Here is a 21,999-nt window from a genome sequence, read left to right on the forward strand (position 1 = left end):
CGTCCGGGCGAACTCCGGACGGCCGATGGTTCCACGGGGGAAACGAGCCACGGGAAACGAATTCCCGTCAACTCTCCTGGGGTTCGGCGTCGGCCTCGCCCCGCACCTTGCGCTGCGCCTTCTCCGCCTTGGCGGCGGCCTTCTCCTCGGCCTTCTCCGCCTTCGCCGCCGCCTTCTCGGCCCGCTTCTCCTGGCGCTCCATCTCCTTGCGGCGCTGCCTCGGATCCAGCGAGGGCCGCGGCTCCAGGCCCGAAATTCCGTTCCACGCGAGGTTCACGATGTGCGCGGCGACCTCCTCGCGGCGCGGCTTGCGCACGTCCAGCCACCACTGGCCCGTCATCGCGACCATTCCGACCAAGCTCTGCGCATACAGCGGTGCGAACTTGTCGTCGTAGTCGTGCCGGTCGAACTCCTGCGCGAGGATGTACTCGACCTCGCCGGCGATCTCGCTGAGGAGGCTGGCGTAGCTGCCGGTCCCGGTGCCGCCGTGCGAGTCGCGGACGAGGATGCGGAACCCGTCCGGATTCCCCTCGATGTACTCCAGCAGCGCCAGCGCGGCCTTCTCCAGCTTGCCGCGGTAGTGGGTCGCCGAGTTCAGCGACTCGGTGATCAGCCGCAGCAGTTTCTCGAACTCGCGGTCGACGACGACCGCGTACAACCCCTCCTTGCCGCCGAAGTGCTCGTACACCACCGGCTTGGAGACTCCGGCCGCGGAGGCGATCTCCTCGACCGAGGTGCCGTCCAGACCGCGCTCGGCGAACAGCGTCCGCCCGATATCGAGAAGCTGCTCGCGTCGTTCCTTGCCTGTCATCCGCTTTCTGCGGGGTCTGGGAGCGGGTTCCGTCACAGGATCAATTGTGGCGGTCAACGAGCCTGCTCGGTGCGTTTGGCCGCGAGCCGCTCCGCATTCGGCCAGCGGACGTCATAGGCCCACCCCGCGCGCTCGAACGCCCAGATGATCCGCGCGCTGATGTCGACCTGCCCCCGCAGCACCCCGTGCCGCGCACAGGTCGGGTCGGAGTGGTGCAGGTTGTGCCACGACTCGCCCAGCGACGGGATGGCCAGCCACCACACGTTGCGGGACTTGTCGCGCACCTCGAAGTGCTCCTTGCCGAACGTGTGGCAGATCGAGTTGATCGACCACGTCACGTGGTGGACGAGCGTGATCCGCACGAATCCGGCCCAGAACAGTGCGGTGAAGAACCCCGTCCACGACATCGTGAAAAGCCCGCCGAGCGCGGCGGGCAGGAAGAACGACAGCGCGACCAGCGCGGGGAACAGCTGGTGGATGCGGACCATGTCGCGGTCGTTCAGCAGGTCCTTGGCGTACCGCGGCTTGGACGTGCGGTTGCCGTCGAACAGCCACCCGTAGTGCGCCCACACGAGCCCCTTGCCGAGCGCCTTCCAGTCGTTGCCGAACCGCCACGGCGAGTGCGGGTCGAAGTCCTTGTCGGAGTGCTTGTGGTGGCGCCGGTGGTCGGCGACCCAGGTGATGACCGGCCCCTCGATCGCGAGGCCCCCCGCCAGCGCCATGAAGATCTTCAGCGGCCGCCGCGCCTTGAACGAGCCGTGGGTGAAGTAGCGGTGGTAGCCGACCGTGATCCCGGCCGCGGACAGCACGTAGAACACGGCCATGATCGCGACGTCCGTCCAGCCGAGGAACCTGCCCCAGGCGAGCGGGACGGCCGCGAAGAGGGCCAGGAACGGGACGCCGGTGAACACGGCGACGAGCAGCCGCTCCGCGTTGCCCTGCTGTTCCGGGTCGAGTTCGGGGCGCCGCTGCGGCCGGGGAGGGTCGAGGGCCGGGGCCGTGGTCATAGAGTCACCGCTTCCTGTGTCTGGGCCTGTCCTACCTACGCCACCGTAACCTACGCCTTCGTAGGTTGTGCAGTGGCGAACGGTAAATTCAGTGGGAATCTCCCCCACGGGCCGCATAACTCACATGCAGCGCACCGGTCCGGTCTCCGTGGGAGGGGGCACGACGGGCCCCTCACCCAGCACGAACGCGCGGCCCCCGGCAAAGGTTCGCGCCGACCGGCGGTACGAGGACGAAGTGCTCGCCTCCGGCCGCCCTAAACCAATCCGGACGAACATCACCATCTCGGTCGCCCCTCGCCGGGGCCCGGGGCGCGGGACAATAGACTGTGATCGTCCCCGCAGGCTCGGTATCGTTGGGGCGCCCGGGCGGTCGGCCGTGTCCGAACTGTCCGCTTTGATCCGGCGTGGTGTAATTGGCAGCACAAGGGTTTTTGGTGCCCTTAGACAAGGTTCGAGTCCTTGCGCCGGAGCTGTCCGCGACGCCGGGGATCGCAGGTCGCCCGGGTGGGGCGGACGCGGCGGCGGTGGCGGGCGGTATCCTTCCCCGTGTCGGGTGCGCTGCGGGCTCCAGGAGGCCGTCGCAGCAGGTAGACAGCCCGACCAGGAAACCTGTCCGCGACGCCGAGGAGCCTCCCCAGTGAGCGCCAGCCGCCCGGCAGCCGTCATCGTCCTCGCCGCCGGCGAGGGAACCCGGATGAAGTCCCGCACCTCGAAGGTGCTCCACGAGCTCTGCGGGCGCAGCATGCTCGGCCATGTACTGGCCGCTGCCCGCGAGCTGGAACCCGGGCGGCTCGTCGTCGTCGTGGGGCACAGACGCGAGCAGGTCGCCGAGCACCTCGCCGCGCACGCGCCGGACGCCGAGACCGCCGTCCAGGAGGTGCGGTCCGGCACCGGCCACGCCGTGCGGATGGCGCTGGAGCAGACCGGCGCGCTGAACGGCACCGTCGTGGTCACCAACGGTGACCACCCGCTGCTGCGCGGGGAGACGCTCGCGGCGCTCGTCCGCGCCCACGAGGACGAGGGCAACGCGGCGACGATCCTCACCACCGAGATCCCCGACCCGACCGGCTACGGGCGAATCGTCCGCGCGGCCGACGGCGGCGTCTCCGCGATCGTGGAGCACAAGGACGCCGACGCGACCGAACGCTCGATCAACGAGATCAACGTCGGCATGTACGCCTTCGACGGCACGCTGCTGGAGGACGCGCTCAAGCGCGTGACCACCGACAACGCCAAGGGCGAGGAGTACCTCACCGACGTCGTCGAGATCATGCGCGCCGACGGCCACCGCGCGGGCGCGCACCTGGCCGCCGACTGGGTCGAGACCCAGGGCGTCAACGACAAGGTGCAGCTCGCCCAGGCCCGCCGCCAGCTCAACGACCGGATCCTGGAGGCGCACATGCGCGCCGGGGTCACGATCGCCGACCCGGCGACCACCTGGATCGACGTGGGCGTGACCGCCGAGCCGGACGCCGAGATCCTCCCGGGTACCCAGCTGCACGGCGAGACCCACCTGGGCGAGGGCGCCCGGGTGGGCCCGAACTGCACGCTGACCGACACCCGGGTAGGCCCCGGCGCGACCGTCATCAACGCGGTCTGCGTGGACGCCGAGATCGGCCCCGAGGCGTCCGTGGGCCCCTACGCCTACCTCCGTCCCGGCACGAGGCTGGGCCGCAAGGCGAAGGCGGGCACCTACGTGGAGACCAAGAACGCCGACATCGGCGAGGGCTCCAAGGTCCCGCACCTGACCTACGTCGGGGACGCGGAGATCGGCGAGCACTCCAACATCGGCGCCAGCTCGGTCTTCGTGAACTACGACGGCGTCGAGAAGCACCGCAGCGTGATCGGCTCCCACGTCCGCACGGGCAGCGACAACATGTTCGTCGCGCCCGTGACGGTCGGGGACGGCGCCTACACGGCGGCCGGCTCGGTGATCGTCCAGGACGTCCCGCCCGGCGCGATGGCCGTCGCGCGGGCCCGCCAGCGCAATGTCGAGGGCTGGGTGGAGCGCAGGCGCGCCGGCACCCCGGCGGCCGAGGCGGCCCGCCGGGCCCGGGAGGACGCGGGCGAGTAGCCCCGGAAGGCGGGACAACGGTGTTCCCCCGAACAACAGGACAGTCCGCGCGCCACGAGACCCATGTGGCGCGGGGCAAGTGGGGACGACAACCCACGTATGAAAATTCGAGCGAGGGGGAGTTGTCAGAGGTGAGTGGGATCAAAGCGAGCGGTCAGAAGAAGCTGATGCTCTTCACCGGCCGAGCCCACCCGGACCTGGCCAAGGAAGTAGCCGACAACCTCCAGGTCGATCTCACGCCGACCTCCGCGTACGACTTCGCCAACGGTGAGACGTTCGTCCGGTTCCTGGAGTCGGTGCGCGGCTCCGACGCGTTCGTGATCCAGAGCCACACCGCGCCGATCAACCAGTGGATCATGGAGCAGCTGATCATGGTGGACGCGCTCAAGCGCGCCTCCGCCAAGCGGATCACCGTGGTCGCCCCGTTCTTCGGCTACGCCCGCCAGGACAAGAAGCACCGCGGCCGCGAGCCGATCTCGGCCCGCCTGATGGCCGACCTGTTCAAGACAGCCGGCGCCGACCGCCTGATCACCGTGGACCTGCACACCGCGCAGATTCAGGGCTTCTTCGACGGCCCGGTCGACCACCTGTTCGCCCTCGACCTGCTGGCCCAGCACTTCGAGCGCCGCCTGGACACCTCGAAGGTCACCGTCGTGGCCCCCGACGCGGGCCGCGTCCGCGTCACCGAGCGCTGGTCGGACCGCCTGGGCGGCGTCCCGATGGCGATCATCCACAAGAAGCGCGACCCCGACGTCGCGAACGAGGTCAAGGTCTTCGACGTGGTCGGCGAGGTCAAGGGCCGCACCTGCGTGGTCGTCGACGACATGATCGACACCGGCGGCACCATCGTGAAGGCCGCCGACGCCCTCTTCGACCACGGCGCGACCAAGGTAGTGGTAGCCGCCACCCACGGCGTCCTCTCGGGCCCGGCAGTAGACCGCCTGAAGAACTCCAGGGTCTCCGAGGTAGTCCTGACCAACACCCTCCCCATCCCCGAAGACAAGCAGTTCGACAAACTCACAGTCCTGTCGATCGCCCCCCTGGTAGCCAGAGCCATCAACGAGGTCTTCAGCGACGGCTCAGTAACCAGCCTCTTCGGAGGCCACAGTTAACATTGCAGTGCCCTCGGCGTCAGGCGCAGAGCGCCTTCCTTCGACGGGCCCTGCGGCGATCGCTGCATCGCTCCGAACTCGCCTGGCGGCTCGCTGCGCGATCAGGTCCTCGCAAGCTCGAACCTGGCTTCGCACGCGATCGCGGGGCTGGGCTTGTTGACGCCTGAGCAGTCGGCTGAGGCCAGCGTGCCCCAAGAGGAGCAACCCCTCACGTAAGCGCGGACAGCAACCACCACGCCAACCCCCGACAAGCGGAAAGGTTGCGATCGCGTCCGAAGGCAAGTTCGAGCTTGCGAGAACTTGATCGCGAAGCGAGCCGCCAGGCGAGTTCGGAGCGATGCCAGCGATCGCCGGAGTGTCCGCCGAAGGAGGGCGCTCTGCGCCTGACGCCAAGGACACTCCAATAGATACTGCTAGACTTGTGCAATCCGCGTATGCCCCGGGTCGTTCAGTGCGGTGCCTGTCCGGAGTCGCACTCCCTGGGGAACGCAAAGAATCTTCGAGGCGCCTGACGCGTCGAGCATCGCCTGATTCGCTCTGTCCGTAGCGGACGTCCATGACGGACGGCCGTGGATCGCAACAAACGAGGAGTTTTCGCCGTGTCCGAGGTACGCATCGCCGCCGAACCGCGCACCGAGTTCGGCAAGGGTGCCGCGCGGCGCACCCGCCGGGCCGGCAAGGTGCCCGCCGTCCTCTATGGTCACGGCACCGACCCGCAGCACATCTCCCTGCCCGGGCACGAGCTGATGCTCGCGCTGAAGACGCCGAACGTGCTGCTGACGATCGAGGGGCTCGGGAACGGGTCGGAGCTGGCGCTGCCGAAGGACGTGCAGCGCGACCCGATCAAGGGGTTCCTGGAGCACGTCGACCTGCTGCTGGTGAAGCGCGGCGAGAAGGTCGTCGTGGACCTGCCGGTGAACGTGGTGGGCGACGTGGTCGCGGGCGGCCGTCTCGTCCAGACCGAGGTGCAGATCTCGGTGGAGGCCGAGGCGACGCACATTCCGGAGTCGGTCGACCTCGACATCTCGGGCCTGGAGATCGACTCGCAGGTGCTCGCGAAGGACCTGAAGCTCCCGCAGGGCACGGCGCTCGCGGCGGACGAGGAGACGCTGATCGTCCAGATCGTGGACGCGACGGTGTCGACCGAGCCGGCCGCCGAGGAGACCGAGGAGGCCGCGGGCGAGGGCGCCGAGGGCGCGGAGCCCGCCGCCGAGTAAGGCCGGGACGTGTGACGGCCCCCGCAGGTGCATACCTGCGGGGGCCTTCGCGGTGAGGAGGCGTGGTGGACGTCTGGCTGGTGGTGGGCCTGGGCAACCCGGGGCCGTCCTACGCGGGCAACCGGCACAACGCCGGGTTCATGGTGCTGGACGTGCTGGCGGAGCGGACAGGTGGGCGGTTCAAGTCGCACAAGGCCCGGTCGGAGGTGCTGGAGGGGCGGCTGGCCGGGGCGCGGGTGGTGCTGGCGAAGCCGCGGACGTACATGAACGAGTCGGGCGGGCCGGTGAAGGCGCTGCGGGACTTCTACAAGGTGCCGGTGGAGCGCATCGTGGTCGTCCACGACGAGCTGGACATCCCGTTCGGGGCGTTGAGGCTGAAGCAGGGCGGCGGTGACAACGGTCACAACGGGCTGCGGTCGGTGACCAGGTCGCTGGGCGACAAGGAGTACCTGCGGGTGCGGTTCGGGGTGGGGCGCCCGCCGGGGCGCATGGACCCGGCGGCGTTCGTGCTGAAGGACTTCTCGGCGGCGGAGCGCAAGGAGCTGGCGCTGGAGGTCGACCGGGCGGCGGACGCGGTGGAGGCGCTCCTGCGCGAGGGGCTGGGCGCGGCACAGAACACCTATCACTCGGGGTGACTGTTCAGTTTCGTCCGATGTCGGCCGCGGGAACGCGGCAACGGTAATGGCCTCGTAAGATTCATCACGAATGAGCTTCGTGATGTGTGTGAACCTGGAGCGCCCCTCACCCGTCTTCGAGGTGAACCGGGGGTTCCGGGGCGGGCGTTACAGGGGACGGTGAGGGCGTATGGCCATCGTTGACAAGGTCGAGGCCGAGTCACCGGTGAGCCGTGACCAACGTCGTCCCCCGGCACAGGACTGGGGGACCCGGTACCGCCGGTTCGCGGGCGCGCTCGACTTCCTCAGCATGCTCGCGGCGGGCGTGATCGCGTTCGCGCTCCGCTTCCCCGGCGTGCCGAGCGACCCGACGGCGCCGTACGTGGCGCTGACGGTGGCGCTGCCGGTCCTGTGGGTGCCGCTGCTGATGCTGTGCCGGGCCTACCAGCCGCGCTACATCGGCGTCGGGTACGAGGAGTTCCACCGGGTGCTGCGGGCGGGGTTCATCTTCACCGCGACGCTCGCGATCCTCGCGTACGCGACGAAGACGGAGGTCGCGCGCGGCTACGTCGTGATGGCGATGCCGCTCGGCACGTTCCTCGACCTGGTGCTGCGGTACCGGCTGCGCAAGTGGCTGCACCGCAAGCGCTGGAACGGGGAGTGCATGCGGCGGGTGGTGGCGGTGGGGCACCGCACGTCGGTCGCCGACCTGATCCGCCTGTTGAAGCAGAAGCGCTACCACGGGATGAGCATCGCGGCGGTGTGCCTGCCCGCGCCGCTGGTGTCGGGCGACGACGCGGTCGGCGAGGTCGAGGGCGTGCCGGTGCTCGGCCACTTCGGGCAGGCCGCGGCGGTCGCCGAGCGGATCGGCGCGGACTCGGTCGCGGTGCTGGCGTGTCCGGAGATGGACGGGGTGGCGCTGCGCCGGCTGGCGTGGCAGATAGAACGCGACGACGTCGAGCTGGTGGTGGCGCCCGCCCTGATGGACGTGACGGGCCCGCGCATCTCGATCCGACCGGTGTCGGGGCTGCCGCTGCTGCACGTGGAGCACCCGGAGCTGGACGGCAGCCGCAAGATCCTCAAGGGCCTGTTCGACCGGACGGCGGCGCTCGGCGGCCTGGTGCTGATGAGCCCGCTGCTGCTGGTCGTCGCGTTCCTGATCAAGACGACCAGCGCGGGGCCGGTGATGTTCCGGCAGGTGCGGGTGGGGCGCGGCGGCCGCGAGTTCACCGTGCTCAAGTTCCGCACGATGGTGCAGGACGCGGAGTCCCGCAAGGGCGCGCTGATGGAACGTAACGAGAACGACGGCGTGCTATTCAAGATCAGGCAGGACCCGCGGATCACCCGGGTCGGCCGGTGGCTGCGCCGCTACTCGCTGGACGAGCTGCCGCAGCTCATCAACGTGCTGCGCGGCGACATGTCGCTGGTGGGGCCGCGCCCGCCGCTGCCGGAGGAGGTCGCCCAGTACGGCGGCGACGTGTACCGCAGGCTGGTGGTGAAGCCGGGGCTGACGGGCCTGTGGCAGGTGAGCGGCCGCTCCGACCTGACCTGGGAGGAGTCGGTCCGGCTCGACCTGCGCTACGTCGACAACTGGTCGCTGGCCCTCGACCTCCAGATCATGTGGAAGACGTGGTCGGCGGTGTTCCGGGGCTCCGGGGCGTACTGACCCCGGGGTTCTAATTGTCTGGCATGGCGGTCTGGGATCGGTAAGCGTCCTCGGGCATCCTGGCACCCTGGCACAAGCCGGGATCGGGTATCCATGAGATCGTGGGTCGGACGTATCTTCCGAGACAGGAACGTGATCGAGGGATGACGGACGGAGACGCCCCCGCGGCGGACGACCACGCCCTCGCGGCCGAGCTGGCCGCGGCGGCGGGGCGTGTGCTGCTGGGCGTGCGGGACGAGGTGGGGTTCGCCGACGCGCGGACCCTGAAGGACACCGGCGACCTACGGGCGCACGAGTACCTCATGGCGGCGCTGCGCGAGCGCTGTCCCGGCGACGCCGTCCTCTCCGAAGAAGGCCGTTCCTCGGTCGCCGGCAAGCGGGCGCAAGGGGCCGACGAGGCCCCGACGCGCAACACCGCCACCGCCGAGCGCCTCACCGCCGACCGGGTCTGGATCATCGACCCGCTGGACGGCACCCGCGAGTTCTCCGAGGAGGGCCGCCGCGACTGGGCCGTGCACGTGGCGCTGTGGACGCGCGCTCCCGGCGGCGGGCAGCTGACGGCCGGGGCGGTGGCGCTTCCGGCGCAGGGCCTGACGCTGCGGACGGCCGCGACGGGCGGGGCGCTGCTCGTCCGGGCCGACCCGGCGGGGACCGACCCCGCGGGCGGCCGCGCGGGCGGTCGCGACCAGCCGCGCGAGGTGCCGCTGCACGCGCCCGCGCCGGACGCCGGGAAGCTCCGCATCGCCGTCAGCCGCACGCGGCCCCCGGAGCTCGTCGAGCGGCTGGCCGAGAAGATAGACCTGGATGTCGAACTGGTGCCGATCGGGTCGGCGGGGGCGAAGATCTCCGCGGTGCTGCTCGGCGAGGTCGACGCCTACGTGCACGCCGGCGGCCAGTACGAGTGGGACTCGGCCGCCCCGGCGGCGGTGGCGCTCGCGGCGGGCGCGCACGCCTCGCGTGTGGACGGGTCGCCGCTGGCCTACAACCGGGAGGACCCCCGGCTGCCGGATATCCTGGTATGTCACCCCGTGTCGGCGTCGACGCTGCTGACCGGCATCCGGGACGGCTGACCGCGAGTACCGACCGCCAGTGCTGACCCAGTGCTGACCTCAGCGCTGACCCCGTTCTGACTTGCCGGGACGAAATCCCGGCGGGCCGACGTTCGAACCGGTGGGCGGGCATCCCGCCAGTCCCGTGCCGCCGGTGCTTCTGCCAGACCACTGAAGAGAGCCCCAGACCATGCAGCGTTGTGACTATCTGCTGTCTCAGCTAGACGTCCTCGAAGCCGAGGCCATCCACATCATCCGGGAGGTGGCGGCCGAGTTCGAGCGGCCAGTGCTGCTGTTCTCGGGCGGCAAGGACAGCATCGTAATGCTGCGCCTGGCCCAGAAGGCGTTCTGGCCCGCGCCGATCCCGTTCCCGGTGATGCACGTCGACACCGGCCACAACTTTCCCGAGGTGATCGAGTTCCGCGACCGGCGGGTCGCGGAGATGGGCGTCCGGCTGGTGGTCGCCTCCGTCCAGGAGTCGATCGACTCGGGACGGGTCGTGGAGGAGAAGGGGCGCCGCGCGTCCCGCAACCGGTTGCAGACCGTGACGCTGCTGGACGCGATCGAGGCGCACGAGTTCGACGCCGCGTTCGGCGGGGCGCGGCGGGACGAGGAGAAGGCCCGCGCGAAGGAGCGGGTGGTCTCGTTCCGCGACGAGTTCGGCCAGTGGGACCCGAAGAACCAGCGCCCCGAGCTGTGGAACCTGTTCAACACGCGCATCCGGCGGGGCGAACACGTCCGGGTGTTCCCGCTGTCCAACTGGACCGAGCTGGACATCTGGGACTACGTGCGGCGGGAGGAGCTGGAGCTCCCGCCGATCTACTTCGCGCACACCCGGTCGGTGTTCGAGCGGGACGGGATGCTGCTGGCCGACCTGCCGTACGCGAACCGGGCCGAGGACGAGCCGGCGTTCGAGGCGACCGTCCGGTACCGGACGGTCGGCGACGCGTCCTGCACGGGCGCGGTGAAGTCGTCGGCGGTGACGCTGGAGCAGGTCATCGAGGAGATCGCGGCGACGCGGATCACCGAGCGGGGGCAGACCCGCGCCGACGACCGGGCCAGCGAGGCCGCCATGGAGGACCGCAAGAAGGAAGGCTACTTCTGATGGCCGTGCAGATGGACATCCTGCGGTTCGCCACCGCCGGCAGCGTCGACGACGGCAAGTCCACGCTGATCGGACGGCTGCTCTACGACTCCAAGTCGATCTTCGAGGACCAGCTGGAGTCGGTCGAGCGCACCAGCGCCGACCGCGGCGAGGAGTACACGAACCTGGCGCTGCTGACCGACGGCCTGCGGGCCGAGCGGGAGCAGGGCATCACGATCGACGTCGCCTACCGGTACTTCGCGACGCCGCGCCGCAAGTTCATCATCGCCGACACCCCCGGGCACATCCAGTACACCCGCAACATGGTGACCGGCGCGTCCACGGCCGACCTCGCGATCATCCTCGTGGACGCGCGCAAGGGCATCCTGGAGCAGTCCAGGCGGCACGCGTTCCTGGCCACGCTGCTCCAGGTGCCGCACCTGGTCGTGGCGGTCAACAAGATGGACCTGGTCGACTACGACCGGGCCACCTACGAGCGGATCGTCGGCGAGTTCACCGCGTTCGCCTCCAAGCTGGAGGTGACCGACCTGACGTTCGTGCCGATCTCGGCGCTGCACGGCGACAACGTCGTCGAGCGCAGCGTGAACATGCCCTGGTACGAGGGGTCGTCGCTGCTGCACCACCTGGAGCACGTCCACATCGCCTCGGACCGGAACCTGATCGACGTCCGGTTCCCGGTGCAGTACGTGATCCGCCCGCACGCCTCGACCGACCCCGAGCTGCACGACTACCGCGGCTACGCGGGCCAGGTCGCGGGCGGGGTGCTGAAGCCGGGCGACGAGGTCGTGCACCTGCCGTCCGGGCTGACGACGACGATCACCCGGATCGACGGCCCGCACGGCCCGGTGGACGAGGCGTACGCGCCGATGTCGGTCACGCTGCGGCTGGCCGACGACATCGACATCTCCCGGGGCGACATGATCGCCCGGCCGAACAACCGCCCCGAGGTCGCGCAGGACCTCGACGCGATGGTGTGCTGGATGACGCCCGACCGGTCGCTGGCGCCGCGGACGAAGCTGATGATCAAGCACACCACCCGCACCGCGAAGGCGATGGTCAAGGACCTGCACTACCGGCTGGACGTCAACACGCTGCACCGCGACGACGAGGCGACCGAGCTCGGGCTGAACGAGATCGGCCGGATCTCGCTGCGGGTCACCCAGCCGCTGTTCGTCGACGACTACGGCCGCAACCGGCTCACCGGCGGGTTCATTTTGATCGACGAGGCCACCAACAACACGGTCGCGGCCGGCATGATCACCAGCGTCCGGTAGCCGCCCGGTAGCGGGGCGCTCGCGGGACGCGGGAACCGGCCCGACCGTTCACCTGAGCGGCCAGGGCCGGTCGCCCGCGGCCAGGGCCGGTCTCCGCGCGTTCGCACGCGTGCGGTGCCGGTAATGTCGGGAGTCATTCCCCTCCGGTTTCCCGCATCGTTGGAGTCCCCTTGAATCTGCCCGTCCCCCCGGGGCACCGCCCGCCGCGCGCGTGCTCCCCGGGCCCGCGCGTCCCGGCCGCCGCGTGAAGGCGCTCGTCCTGGCGGGCGGCGCCGGGTCCCGGCTGCGGCCGATCACCCACACCTCCGCCAAGCAGCTCGTCCCGGTGGCCAACAAGCCGGTGCTGTTCTACGGGCTGGAGGCGATCCGCGACGCGGGCATCCGCGAGGTCGGCATCGTCGTCGGCGACACCTCCGCCGAGATCCGCCGCGCGGTCGGCGACGGCTCGCGGTTCGGCCTGGAGGTGACCTACCTCGTCCAGGACGCGCCGCGCGGGCTGGCCCACGCCGTCCTCATCGCCCGCGAGTACCTCGGCGAGGACGACTTCGTCATGTACCTGGGCGACAACTTCGTCGTCGGCGGCATCGACGGGCTGGTGGAGCGGTTCCGGGCGGAGCGCCCGGAGGCGCAGATCATGCTCACCCACGTGTCGGACCCGCGCGCGTTCGGCGTCGCCGAGCTCGACGGCGACGGCCGGGTCGTGGCGCTGGAGGAGAAGCCCGAGTTCCCGAAGAGCGACCTCGCGCTCGTCGGGGTGTACCTGTTCGGCCCGGCCGTGCACGAGGCCGTCGCGGGGCTGACGCCCTCCGGCCGGGGCGAGCTGGAGATCACCGACGCGATCCAGTGGCTGATCGACCGGGGCCACCGGGTCGAGTCCACGGTGATCACCGGCTACTGGAAGGACACCGGCAACGTCACCGACATGCTGGAGGTCAACCGGCTCGTGCTGGAGAGCGTCGAGCCCGCCGTGCACGGCGAGGTCGACGAGGCCAGCGAACTGATCGGCCGGGTCGTGGTCGAGGCGGGCGCCCGCGTCACCGGCTCCCGGATCGTCGGCCCGGTGATCGTCGGCGCCGGCTCGGTCGTCCGCGACTCCTACCTCGGCCCGTTCACCTCCATCGACCGCGACTGCGCGGTGCTGGACAGCGAGATCGAGTACTCGATCGTGCTGCGCGGCGCGTCCATCGACGGCGTCGGCCGCGTCGAGTGCTCGCTGATCGGCCGCGAGGCCGAGGTCACGCCCGCCCCCCGCGTCCCGAAGGCCCATCGTCTCGTCCTGGGAGACCACAGCAAAGTGCAGATCAGCAAATGAGCGCCCCGCGGGTGCTGGTGACCGGCGGCGCCGGGTTCATCGGATCGAACTATGTGCGCGACCTCGTCGGCGGCGCGTATCCGGCGTGGGCGGGGGCGGAGGTCACCGTCCTGGACAAGCTCACCTACGCGGGAAACCTGCGGAACCTGGAGCCCGTCGAGGGCGAATACACGTTCGTGCACGGCGACGTCTGCGACGCCGGGCTGCTCGCCGACCTCGTCCCGGGGCACGACGTCGTGCTGAACTTCGCGGCGGAGTCGCACGTCGACCGGTCGATCGCGAGCGCGGGCGAGTTCGTCCGCACGAACGTGCTCGGCGTGCAGACGCTGATGCAGGCGTGCCTGGACGCGGGGACGCCCCGGATCGTCCAGGTCTCGACCGACGAGGTCTACGGCAGCATCGACGACGGCTCCTGGGACGAGTCCGCGCCGCTCGCGCCGAACTCGCCGTACTCGGCGGCCAAGGCGGGCGGCGACATGATCGCCCGCGCCTACGCGCGGACGCACGGGCTGCCGGTGTGCGTGACGCGCTGCGGCAACAACTACGGGCCCTACCAGTACCCCGAGAAGGTCGTCCCGCTGTTCGTCACCAACCTGATGGACGGCCGGACCATCCCGCTCTACGGGGACGGGGGCAACGTCCGCGACTGGATCCACGTCGCCGACCACTGCCGGGGCATCCAGGTCGCCGCCGAGCGCGGCGAGCCCGGTGAGGTCTACCACATCGCCGGGACGGCGGAGCTGACGAACCTGGAGCTGACCCAGCGGCTGCTGGACGCGTTCGGCGCCGGCTGGGACCGCGTCGAGCGCGTCGAGGACCGCAAGGGCCACGACCGCCGCTACTCGCTGTCGGACGCCCGGCTCCGGGCCCTCGGCTACGCTCCCCGGGTGCCGTTCGAGGAGGGGCTGGCGGCGACCGTCGCCTGGTACGAGAAGAGCCGCGACTGGTGGGAGCCGCTCAGGAAGCGCGCGGAGGACGCCCGGTGACCTGGCTCGTCACCGGCGCCGGCGGCATGCTCGGCACCGACCTGCTCGCCCGCCTGCGCGGCGGCGCCGTCGCGCCGAAGCGCGGTGAGCTGGACGTCACCGACGCCTCGGCGGTGCGGGAGGCGCTGCGGCGGCACCGCCCCGCCGCCGTGCTGAACTGCGCGGCGTGGACGGCCGTTGACGACGCCGAGACCCGCGAGGACGAGGCGCTCGCCGTCAACGGCACGGCGGTCGCCGCGCTGGCCGAGGGCTGCGCGGAGATCGGCGCCGCCCTCGTCCACCTGTCGACCGACTACGTCTTCGCCGGCACCGGCACGGAGCCCTACCCCGAGGACCACCCGACCGACCCCGTCAACGCCTACGGGCGGACGAAGCTGGCGGGGGAGCGGGCCGTCCTCGCCTACGAGCGCGGGTACGTGGTGCGGACGGCGTGGCTGTACGGCGCGCACGGGCCGAACTTCGTCCAGGCGATGGTGCGGCTCGCGGCCGAGCGGGAGACCGTGGACGTCGTCGACGACCAGACCGGCCAGCCGACCTGGACCGGCGACCTCGCCGACCGCGTCGCCGCGCTCGCCGCCCGCGCCGCCTCGGGCGCGGCGCCCCCCGGGATCTACCACGGCACCAGCGCCGGGCGGACGACCTGGTACGGCCTGGCCCGCGAGGTGTTCACGCTGCTCGGCCTCGACCCGGGCCGGGTGCGGCCGACGACGAGCGACCGGTTCGTCCGCCCGGCGGCGCGGCCGGCGTTCAGCGTCCTCGGGCACGCGCGGTGGGCGGAGGCGGGCCTTGAGCCGATGCGGGACTGGCGCGAGGCCCTCCACGCAGCGTGGCCGTGTCTTCAAGTCCCGGCCCAAGGGGGCTCGCCTGGCGGCTCGCCCCCTTGACCGCGCCTGTGCGGGCGCGGAATCGCTTCGCGATCTTCCCGGCGGGGCCTCGCCTTCGGCGTCGGCCCCGCCGGTCAGCTACGCGCCCGCGTGATGGCTGAGGTCGCTGCGGAGGGCGTCCTAGCCCAGCTTCGCGTAGTAGTCCAGGCAGCTCTGGTAGTCGGGCAGCAGGCCCGTCCGGCGGGCCTCGGCCAGCGTCGGGGCCTCGGCGTCCTTGGGGGACAGGAGCGGCTCGATGTCGGCGGGCCACTCGATGCCGATCTCGGGGTCGAGGGGGTGGACGCCGTGCTCGCGGCCCGGCGCGTACGGCTCCGAGCACAGGTAGACGACGGTGGCGTCGTCAGTGAGCGCCATGAATCCGTGCCCGATGCCCTCGCCGATGTACAGGCACTTGCGGGACGCGTCGTCCAGCCGGACCGCCTCCCACTCGCCGAACGTGGGCGAGCCGACGCGGATGTCCACGACAACGTCCAGGATCGCGCCGCGCAGGCAGGTGATGTACTTCGCCTGACCTGGGGGGACGTCCGCGAAGTGGATCCCGCGCAGCACCCCCTTGGAGGAGGTGGAGCAGTTCGCCTGCGCCAGGTTCAGCGCGTGCCCCGCCTGTTTCTGGAGCGCGTCGCCCCGGAACCACTCGTAGAAGGACCCCCGCTGATCGCCGTGCACGCGCGGGGTGAACAAATAAGTACCGTTGATGCCGAGCGGATCCACATGCGCAAGAATGCCACACGGTCCCCCGCAGAGATGGACGTCACCACAGTGAGAGCACACTCCTCCCGTGCGCTCCGCCTCGCCGCCGGAGGCGCGGCGGCCGCACTCGTGATATCGGCGGCCCCGCCGGCTCCCGCGGGCGCGGCGCCGACGCCGAAGCCCAGCCCGGCCGTGACGAGCACGGTGACCGCCGCGGCGGCGTTCCGTCCCGCCGACCCCCGGCTCACGACCCCCGCCGGGCTCGTCGCGGGCTTCGTCCACCCGGAGATCTGGTGGACGATCGGGTCCGCCTCCGGCCACCCGCTGCTGTTCGCGCTCGACACCCGCGGCCGCACCCGCGCCGCCTACACCCTCACCGGCGTCACCGGCGGCCTGGACGCGATCACGATCGTGAAGAACGGCTCGGGCCAGTCCGGGCTGTTCGTCGGGAACCTCGGCCAGGGCCGCGCCGGGAGCCTCACGCTGTACCGCGTCCCCGAGCCGTCGGCGCTGTCGGGCGGCGCCCTCCAGGTCAAGCCGTTCAAGGTCCGCTACCCCGACGGCGGACACCAGGGCGGCGCGCTGCTGGCCGACCCCGCCGAGAGCCGCGTCTACATCATCACCAGGGACGCGACCGCCGCCGCCGTGTTCGCGCTGCCGGGCGTCCTCGGGCCCCAGGTGAACGCGCTGACCCGGCTGCGGACGCTGGCGTTCCCCGTCCGCGGCGGCGAGTTCACCAGGGACGGCCGCGTCGTCCTCAAGACGACCCGGGACGTGCGGGTGCTCACCGGAATCCGGGAGCGGGTCGGTCAGGTCGTCCGGGCGGCCGTCCGGATGGGCGGGGCCGCGTTCGCGGTGACCTCGGACGGCAAGCGCGTCGTGCTCGCCGACCCGGGTCCGAAGCCGCTGTTCCGCTCCCTCACGCTGCCGACCGGCACCCAGAGCGCGGCGGCGCCGAAGCCGGGCAGCACGCTCCCGGTGGGCGACCAGAGCTCGCCGGTGTCGTTCCCGTCGGAGTCGGGGCCGCCCGGGGGGCTGCTCGGCACCGGCGCCCTCGTCGGGCTGGTGCTGCTAGGGCTGCTGGGAGGCGCCTTCTACGTGCGCGGGCGCCGGCACGGCTGACCACTCCGGGGCCCGCCGGGTCTCCGGGGCTTCGGCCCGCGCCTCGGCGGGCGGGTCGATCGGGTCGAGAGGGTCGCCGCCCTGCCGCCGCATCGTCTCCGCCCAGGCGATGATCAGCAGCATCCAGATATTGGACACGTTGGCGGGCGCCGCGAGGCCCTCGGTGGTGATGCTGTCGACCAGGAAGAACGCGAGGATGCCGAACAGCATGCCCGCGTCGGCGCGCAGCGTCCGGTGGCGGGCGAGCGTCAGCAGCACGAACGCGAGCGTCAGCAGCAGCGTCACGAACGCGGCCGTCCCGACCGTGCCGTTGTCGACCAGCGCGTTGACGAACGCGTTGTGCCCGCCGCCGAGGCCCATCTCGTCCAGGAACATGCCGCGGGACGCGCCGAGCCCGTTCCCGAACAGCGGCTGCTCGGCGTAGGCCTTCATCGCCAGCGACCACAGGTCGGTGCGGGAGTTGAGCGAGGAGAGGGTCTCGGCGGACTCGCCGCGCGCCACGAACGCGAGGATCTTGTCGGAGAACGCCAGCACGCCGAGGACGGCCACGGCGGCGCCCAGCACCAGCACGTCCACCCGGCCCTTGGGCCCGCGCGCGGTGGTCAGCAGCAGGACCAGCCCGGCGGCGCAGCCGAGCGCGGCGCCGCGCGTCCCGGTCGCGACGAGCGCGCCCGACAGGACGGCCAGGGCGCCGATGTAGAGCAGCGGATGCCACATCCGGTCACGGGGGGTCGTCCAGCGGATCAGGTAGCCGGCCGTCAGCAGCACCGCGATGCCCAGGTAGATGCCCGCCTGGACGGGATGGACGTACAGCCAGTTGAACCGCGCCTCGGTGTTGCGGGTGCGCGGGAACGGGTGCGCGACGCCGATCGCCACCGAGACCACCACGATCGCGATGAACACGTGCGCGAGCTTCCGCAGGTCGCCCAGGGTCGCGCGGGTCGCGAGCGTGTGCGCCAGCAGCATCGTGATCAGCAGCTGCGTGCCGCGCACGACGCCGAGCGGGTTGAACGGCGACCACAGCGCCGTGAACGCCACGTACCCGCAGAACACCCACCCCGCGAAAAGCAGGCCGGTGGTGCGCCGCGTCGGCGGCCGGAGCCCGAACTTGTAGACCAGGTAGAGCGCCGCCGCGCCGTACACGGCGATCTCCACCAGCACGGTCAGGTCGGCGCTGCCGCCCACGGCCTGGTCGACCTCGCGGCTGCGGAGCTTGTAGTCGCTGGCCAGCATGAGCGCGAGCGGGAGCGCCACGGCCCACCACCCCGCGCTGGGCGCGGGCGGGGTGCGGCGCGGAAAGATCCCCTTCACGGTCATGATCGTCCTCGCAGGCTCTAAAGACGCGACCAAGAATACGGGTGGCGGGCCGGTAACCTGTCCGCTGTGAATCGAGGTCCGCTGTGAATCGAGCGACGTTGCCCGGCCCGGTCGTGTCCGCGGGCCGGAGTGTGATCCGCGGGTACGGGATGAGCACCGCCGCCCTGCGCCCCGGCCCCGACTTCCTGCTGATCGGCGCGAAGCGGGGCGGGTCGACGTCGATGTACTACACGCTACTGGAGCATCCCCGGGTGATGCCGCTGTTCCCGAACGCGCGGCTGCTGCCCAAGAGCAACCACACCAAGGGCGTGCACTACTTCGACTCCAACTACGACAAGGGCGGCACCTGGTACCGCTCGCACTTCCCCGCGTCGGCGCGCCGATCGGGCAAGGTCGTGGGGGAGGGGTCGCCGTACTACCTGTTCCACCCGCTCGCCGCCGAGCGCGCCGGACGCGACGTCCCGGAGGCGCGCATCCTGCTCGTCCTGCGCGACCCGATCGAGCGGGCGTTCTCGCACTACCGGGAGCGGCGCCGGCAGAACGCCGAGGACCTCGCCTCCTTCGAGGAGGCCCTCGCGGCCGAGAACGACCGGCTGAGGGGCGAGGAGCAGCGGATCGTCTCCGAGCCCGGCTACCTCAGCTACGCCCACGAGCAGCAGTCCTACCGCGCGCAGGGCGAGTACGCCCCGCACCTGCGGCGCTGGATGGAGCACTTCCCGGCGGAGCAGGTCCACGTCGTCGCCGCCGAGGAGTTCTACGCCGACCCGCAGAAGGCCGTCGACGGGGTGGCGCGCTTCCTCGGCCTCGACCCGGCGCCGCTGCCGCCGTCGGCGGTCAAGGTGTGGAACGCCGCGCCCAGCCAGGAGCTGAGCCCCCACACCCGCCAGGAGCTGGCCGAGCACTACGCGCCCTTCAACGCCGACCTGGAGAAGCTGCTCGGTCGCACCTTCCCCTGGACCCGCCCCTGAGCACCTGAAGCGGCCCGCCGAGGCACCCCGGTCACACCCCGAGCCGCCAGGCGAGGGGGGTGACCGTGACTTCTAGACCGTGATTTCTAGAACCACGCGCCTACGTGGCGGGTGCCCGCCGGGCGGCCCAGGAGTCTGGCTATGTCCGCGGGGAGCGGCAGGGCCGTGCTGGTGTTGGCGCGGGCGGCGATCGTCGGGTCGAGGGCGCCGTCCGGGCTGGCGGCGGTGCCGTTGTCGTGGGCGGCGCCCCGCGCCTCCTGGCCGGTCGCCGACCGGAACCGGTCAAGGGAGCCGAAGGGCCGGTTCGACCACATGATCAGCGTGCGGGGGTTCGAGGCGGTCTGGCGGACGTAGAGGTTGCCGTTGACGGTGATGCCCATCCGCCCGGCGTCGCGCTTGCCGGTGTGGTCGGCCACGCACAGCAGGCAGGGGGTGCCCGGACGGGCGTCCGCGAACGTGTTGTTGCTGATGCTGACCCGCTCGACCCGCCACGTCATCGCGGGGTCGGGGGTCTTCTGCCGGGTGTCGCGGCCGGGCACGGACGGGTCGTCCGGGCGGCGCGGGTCCTGGTCGAGGCCGAGCGTGCGGCCGTTGCCGGACATGGAGTTGTTCCAGATCCGGACGTCGGAGGTGTTGTTGACCTTCAGCCCGTCGCCGGCGTTCCCGCTGATCACGTTGCCCGCGACCAGCGCCCGGGCGCTCAGCTCCAGCGAGACGCCGTGGTGGGCGTTGCGCAGGATGCGGTCGCCGGTGATCGTGATGTCGCGGACGGACTCGTCCATCCACAGGCCCTTGCCGAGGTTGTCGACGATCGTGCTGCCGACCACCGCGACGGTCCGGGACCGGGTGATCTTGAAGCCGCCCGAGACCGGCGAGTACTTGAACCGCTCGCGGTTGTTGTGGTCCAGCAGCACCGACTCCAGCCGCAGGTCGTCGGCGGTGTTGGCGTGCACGCCGAGGAGGCCGTTGCGCGAGCTGGTCAGCCGCCGGACGCGGCCGTGGGCGGCGGTGACGGTGAGGCCGGTCGTGGCCGCCTCGGTGGTCATCACGTTCTCGACCGTGACCCTCGGCGCGGTGACGCGGACCATGGCGATGTCGGGCAGCGACGTCCCGTACCGGCGGAAGCCGATGCCGCGCAGGGTGCTGCCCTCGCCGTCGATCGTGATCGCGATGCCGAGCGTGCTCGCGCGGACGTTGTGCCCGCGCGGGTCGGAGCCCAGGTGGAGGCGGGCGGCGGCCTCGTCCACGAAGAACGTGCCGGGCTTCACCGCGCCGCGCGAGGCGACCTGCTCCTGCCGGACGCCGTCCACCCACAGCTGGTCGGGGTGGGCGGCCATCGGGTGCTCGGGGGAGACGAACCGGAAGTCGGCCTTGTCGCTCGCCCGCGCGCCCTTGGTGTAGGTGGGGCTGGAGTCGAACCGCGTCGTCCAGCCGTCGCGGGCCCAGCCGGAGCCGTCGGCCCGCCAGCCGGTCACGAGCGAGCTGCCGTCGAACCAGACGGCCTCGCGGGGGAAGGACTGGATCGTCAGCCGCTTGCCCCTCGGGACGGAGACGGTCTCGTGGTAGACGCCGCCGCGGAGCACGACCGTGCTCCCGGAGCCCGCCTTCGCGACCGCCTTGCCGAGGCTGCGCAGCGGGTGCTCGCGGCTGCCCTCGGCGCCGTCGTTGCCGGACGGCGAGACGAACAGCGCGCCCTTCGGGACCTTGTAGGACGTGCCGCCGACCGGCAGCGACCCCGCCGGCGCGGTCGGGGGGGCGACCGAGAGCCCGCGGTCGCCCGACTGGGGGATCCGCCAGCCGAGGAACCCGGCGCCGACGACCAGCGGCAGCGCGAGCACCCCGGCGAGGGTTGCCCGGTGCGGAATGTTCGGCATGGCGCGACCTCACCCCCGGATAAGTCCTGACATACGAAAGTACCGACCGCGGGCCCGCGCGGCCACTCCCGGCCCACGCCGCCCGGCGGCCCGTCAGGGGTGCAGCGTGCCCACGAACAGCGCCGCCTTGTGCCGCGCGTCGAACTTGACCCCGAGGGAGACCGACTTGTAACCCGAGGTCGGGATGTCGAAGGCGTAGGAGGCCCGCTTGTCCTTGCCGGGCGGCACCGAGCCGTAGAAGTCGTTGATGTTGGCGTAGGACGTGGGCCGCGCCTCGGTCTTGGCCGGGCCGTATCTGGCCACGACCCGGACCTGGTTGAGGTCGAGCGGCTTGGCGGTGCCGTTGGTGAAGCTCAGCGTGAAGATCGTGAGGACCCGGCCGGCGATCTGCCCGGGGCCGTTCGCCTTGGGCTTGACGTAGCGGATCCCGCCGACCTTGACGGTGATCTTGTCGTCGTAGGTGACCGGCTTGCGCAGGCCCGCCGAGGACTTCAGGTCCAGCGACCCGGGCGCGGCGTTGACCTCCGCCTCCGGCTGCGTGCTCGGCGGCGGTGGCGGCTTCGCCTTCCCTGACTTCTTGTCCCCGCCCCCGCCACACGCGGTCAGCGCCAGTGCGGCGGCCAGCGTCACACACGCGCCCGCGGTGAGGCGGCGCCTCCGGCGACCCTTGGGCGGACGCGGTCCGCGATCGGACATGCGGTTCTCCTCGGTAAGAAAGGTCCGGCTGGAAAAGTCAAGCGCGCGGGGCCGGCTCCGGGTGCGGCCGACCGGGGGCTGACCAGTCTAGACATGGTGACTCGGTTACTCTGCCTTTACTCGCGTGACCGTGGAGGCCACGGGAGCGGCTTGGTGTGGATTGGCAGTGATTGGCAGGGATGCACCCGATGAGACCTCTACCTTCGCATTGGCGTGTGCCG

General features: G+C 71.4%; 19 protein-coding genes and 1 tRNA gene. 14 read left to right on the plus strand and 6 right to left on the minus strand.

Annotation, left to right across the window (positions count from 1 at the left end):
* Positions 1-67: 67 nt before the first annotated feature.
* Positions 68-811, minus strand: coding sequence for a TetR/AcrR family transcriptional regulator (locus tag K2F47_RS01740; protein ID WP_242900880.1), 744 nt, complete (start codon positions 809-811; stop codon positions 68-70).
* A 53-nt stretch (positions 812-864) separates the two neighbouring features.
* Positions 865-1,818: an acyl-CoA desaturase gene (locus K2F47_RS01745; RefSeq protein ID WP_242900881.1), complete on the minus strand. Its 954-nt coding sequence runs from the start codon at positions 1,816-1,818 to the stop codon at positions 865-867.
* A gap of 398 nt (positions 1,819-2,216) precedes the next feature.
* On the opposite strand from K2F47_RS01745, the gene K2F47_RS01750 reads away from it, so the two are divergent.
* The 12 genes from K2F47_RS01750 (at position 2,217) to rfbD (ending at position 15,111) form a co-directional block, all read left to right on the plus strand.
* Positions 2,217-2,288 (plus strand) — tRNA-Gln (locus tag K2F47_RS01750).
* Between the two features lie 167 nt (positions 2,289-2,455).
* On the plus strand, positions 2,456-3,892 hold the full coding sequence (gene glmU, locus K2F47_RS01755; RefSeq protein ID WP_242900882.1) for a bifunctional UDP-N-acetylglucosamine diphosphorylase/glucosamine-1-phosphate N-acetyltransferase GlmU: 1,437 nt from the start codon (positions 2,456-2,458) through the stop codon (positions 3,890-3,892).
* A gap of 131 nt (positions 3,893-4,023) precedes the next feature.
* Positions 4,024-5,004 carry a ribose-phosphate diphosphokinase gene (locus K2F47_RS01760; RefSeq protein ID WP_214620841.1) on the plus strand — a complete coding sequence of 327 codons (981 nt, stop codon included), beginning with the start codon at positions 4,024-4,026 and terminating at the stop codon, positions 5,002-5,004.
* Between the two features lie 599 nt (positions 5,005-5,603).
* Entirely contained in the window at positions 5,604-6,221 is a 618-nt protein-coding gene (locus K2F47_RS01765) for a 50S ribosomal protein L25/general stress protein Ctc (RefSeq protein WP_242900883.1), read from the plus strand.
* A gap of 65 nt (positions 6,222-6,286) precedes the next feature.
* The gene (gene pth / locus K2F47_RS01770) at positions 6,287-6,856 is read left to right on the plus strand and encodes an aminoacyl-tRNA hydrolase (RefSeq protein WP_242900884.1); all 570 of its coding nucleotides are present in this window, start codon (positions 6,287-6,289) and stop codon (positions 6,854-6,856) included.
* 169 nt (positions 6,857-7,025) lie between these two features.
* Positions 7,026-8,501 carry a sugar transferase gene (locus K2F47_RS01775; RefSeq protein WP_242900885.1) on the plus strand — a complete coding sequence of 492 codons (1,476 nt, stop codon included), beginning with the start codon at positions 7,026-7,028 and terminating at the stop codon, positions 8,499-8,501.
* A 143-nt stretch (positions 8,502-8,644) separates the two neighbouring features.
* Positions 8,645-9,571, plus strand: a complete 927-nt coding sequence (locus K2F47_RS01780) for a 3'(2'),5'-bisphosphate nucleotidase CysQ (protein WP_242900886.1) — start codon at positions 8,645-8,647, stop codon at positions 9,569-9,571.
* A 169-nt stretch (positions 9,572-9,740) separates the two neighbouring features.
* Positions 9,741-10,655, plus strand: coding sequence for a sulfate adenylyltransferase subunit CysD (cysD, locus tag K2F47_RS01785; RefSeq protein WP_242900887.1), 915 nt, complete (start codon positions 9,741-9,743; stop codon positions 10,653-10,655).
* A 5-nt stretch (positions 10,656-10,660) separates the two neighbouring features.
* Positions 10,661-11,929, plus strand: a complete 1,269-nt coding sequence (locus K2F47_RS01790; RefSeq protein WP_242902527.1) for a sulfate adenylyltransferase subunit 1 — start codon at positions 10,661-10,663, stop codon at positions 11,927-11,929.
* Between the two features lie 244 nt (positions 11,930-12,173).
* The gene (locus tag K2F47_RS01795; RefSeq protein ID WP_242902528.1) at positions 12,174-13,241 is read left to right on the plus strand and encodes a glucose-1-phosphate thymidylyltransferase; all 1,068 of its coding nucleotides are present in this window, start codon (positions 12,174-12,176) and stop codon (positions 13,239-13,241) included.
* Complete coding sequence (rfbB, locus tag K2F47_RS01800) at positions 13,238-14,227, plus strand: dTDP-glucose 4,6-dehydratase (RefSeq protein WP_242900888.1); 990 nt, start codon at positions 13,238-13,240, stop codon at positions 14,225-14,227. Before K2F47_RS01795 ends, rfbB begins: the two co-directional genes overlap by 4 nt.
* Positions 14,224-15,111, plus strand: coding sequence for a dTDP-4-dehydrorhamnose reductase (gene rfbD / locus K2F47_RS01805; RefSeq protein ID WP_242900889.1), 888 nt, complete (start codon positions 14,224-14,226; stop codon positions 15,109-15,111). The genes rfbB and rfbD overlap by 4 nt, the downstream gene beginning before the upstream one ends.
* Before the next feature lie 120 nt (positions 15,112-15,231).
* Here rfbD and rfbC read toward each other — a convergent pair whose 3' ends face one another.
* The gene (gene rfbC / locus K2F47_RS01810; protein ID WP_242900890.1) at positions 15,232-15,822 is read right to left on the minus strand and encodes a dTDP-4-dehydrorhamnose 3,5-epimerase; all 591 of its coding nucleotides are present in this window, start codon (positions 15,820-15,822) and stop codon (positions 15,232-15,234) included.
* Positions 15,823-15,855: 33 nt separating this feature from the next.
* Here rfbC and K2F47_RS01815 point away from each other — a divergent pair, with 33 nt between their 5' ends.
* Entirely contained in the window at positions 15,856-16,923 is a 1,068-nt protein-coding gene (locus K2F47_RS01815; RefSeq protein ID WP_242900891.1) for a hypothetical protein, read from the plus strand.
* On the opposite strand, the gene K2F47_RS01820 is transcribed toward K2F47_RS01815, so the two are convergent.
* Complete coding sequence (locus K2F47_RS01820; RefSeq protein WP_242900892.1) at positions 16,873-18,240, minus strand: O-antigen ligase family protein; 1,368 nt, start codon at positions 18,238-18,240, stop codon at positions 16,873-16,875. The two genes, K2F47_RS01815 and K2F47_RS01820, sit on opposite strands and share 51 nt — an antisense overlap.
* A 149-nt stretch (positions 18,241-18,389) precedes the next feature.
* Between K2F47_RS01820 and K2F47_RS01825 the strand changes: the two genes are divergently transcribed.
* Entirely contained in the window at positions 18,390-19,208 is an 819-nt protein-coding gene (locus K2F47_RS01825; protein ID WP_242900893.1) for a sulfotransferase domain-containing protein, read from the plus strand.
* A gap of 86 nt (positions 19,209-19,294) precedes the next feature.
* On the opposite strand, the gene K2F47_RS01830 is transcribed toward K2F47_RS01825, so the two are convergent.
* On the minus strand, positions 19,295-21,082 hold the full coding sequence (locus tag K2F47_RS01830) for a right-handed parallel beta-helix repeat-containing protein (RefSeq protein ID WP_242900894.1): 1,788 nt from the start codon (positions 21,080-21,082) through the stop codon (positions 19,295-19,297).
* Between the two features lie 93 nt (positions 21,083-21,175).
* Positions 21,176-21,778 (minus strand): hypothetical protein, encoded by a 603-nt coding sequence (locus K2F47_RS01835; RefSeq protein WP_242900895.1) that lies wholly within the window; start codon positions 21,776-21,778, stop codon positions 21,176-21,178.
* Positions 21,779-21,999: the final 221 nt, after the last annotated feature.

The sequence above is a fragment of the Actinomadura terrae genome, assembly GCF_022751215.1.
Classification (GTDB): Bacteria; Actinomycetota; Actinomycetes; order Streptosporangiales; family Streptosporangiaceae; genus Spirillospora; species Spirillospora terrae.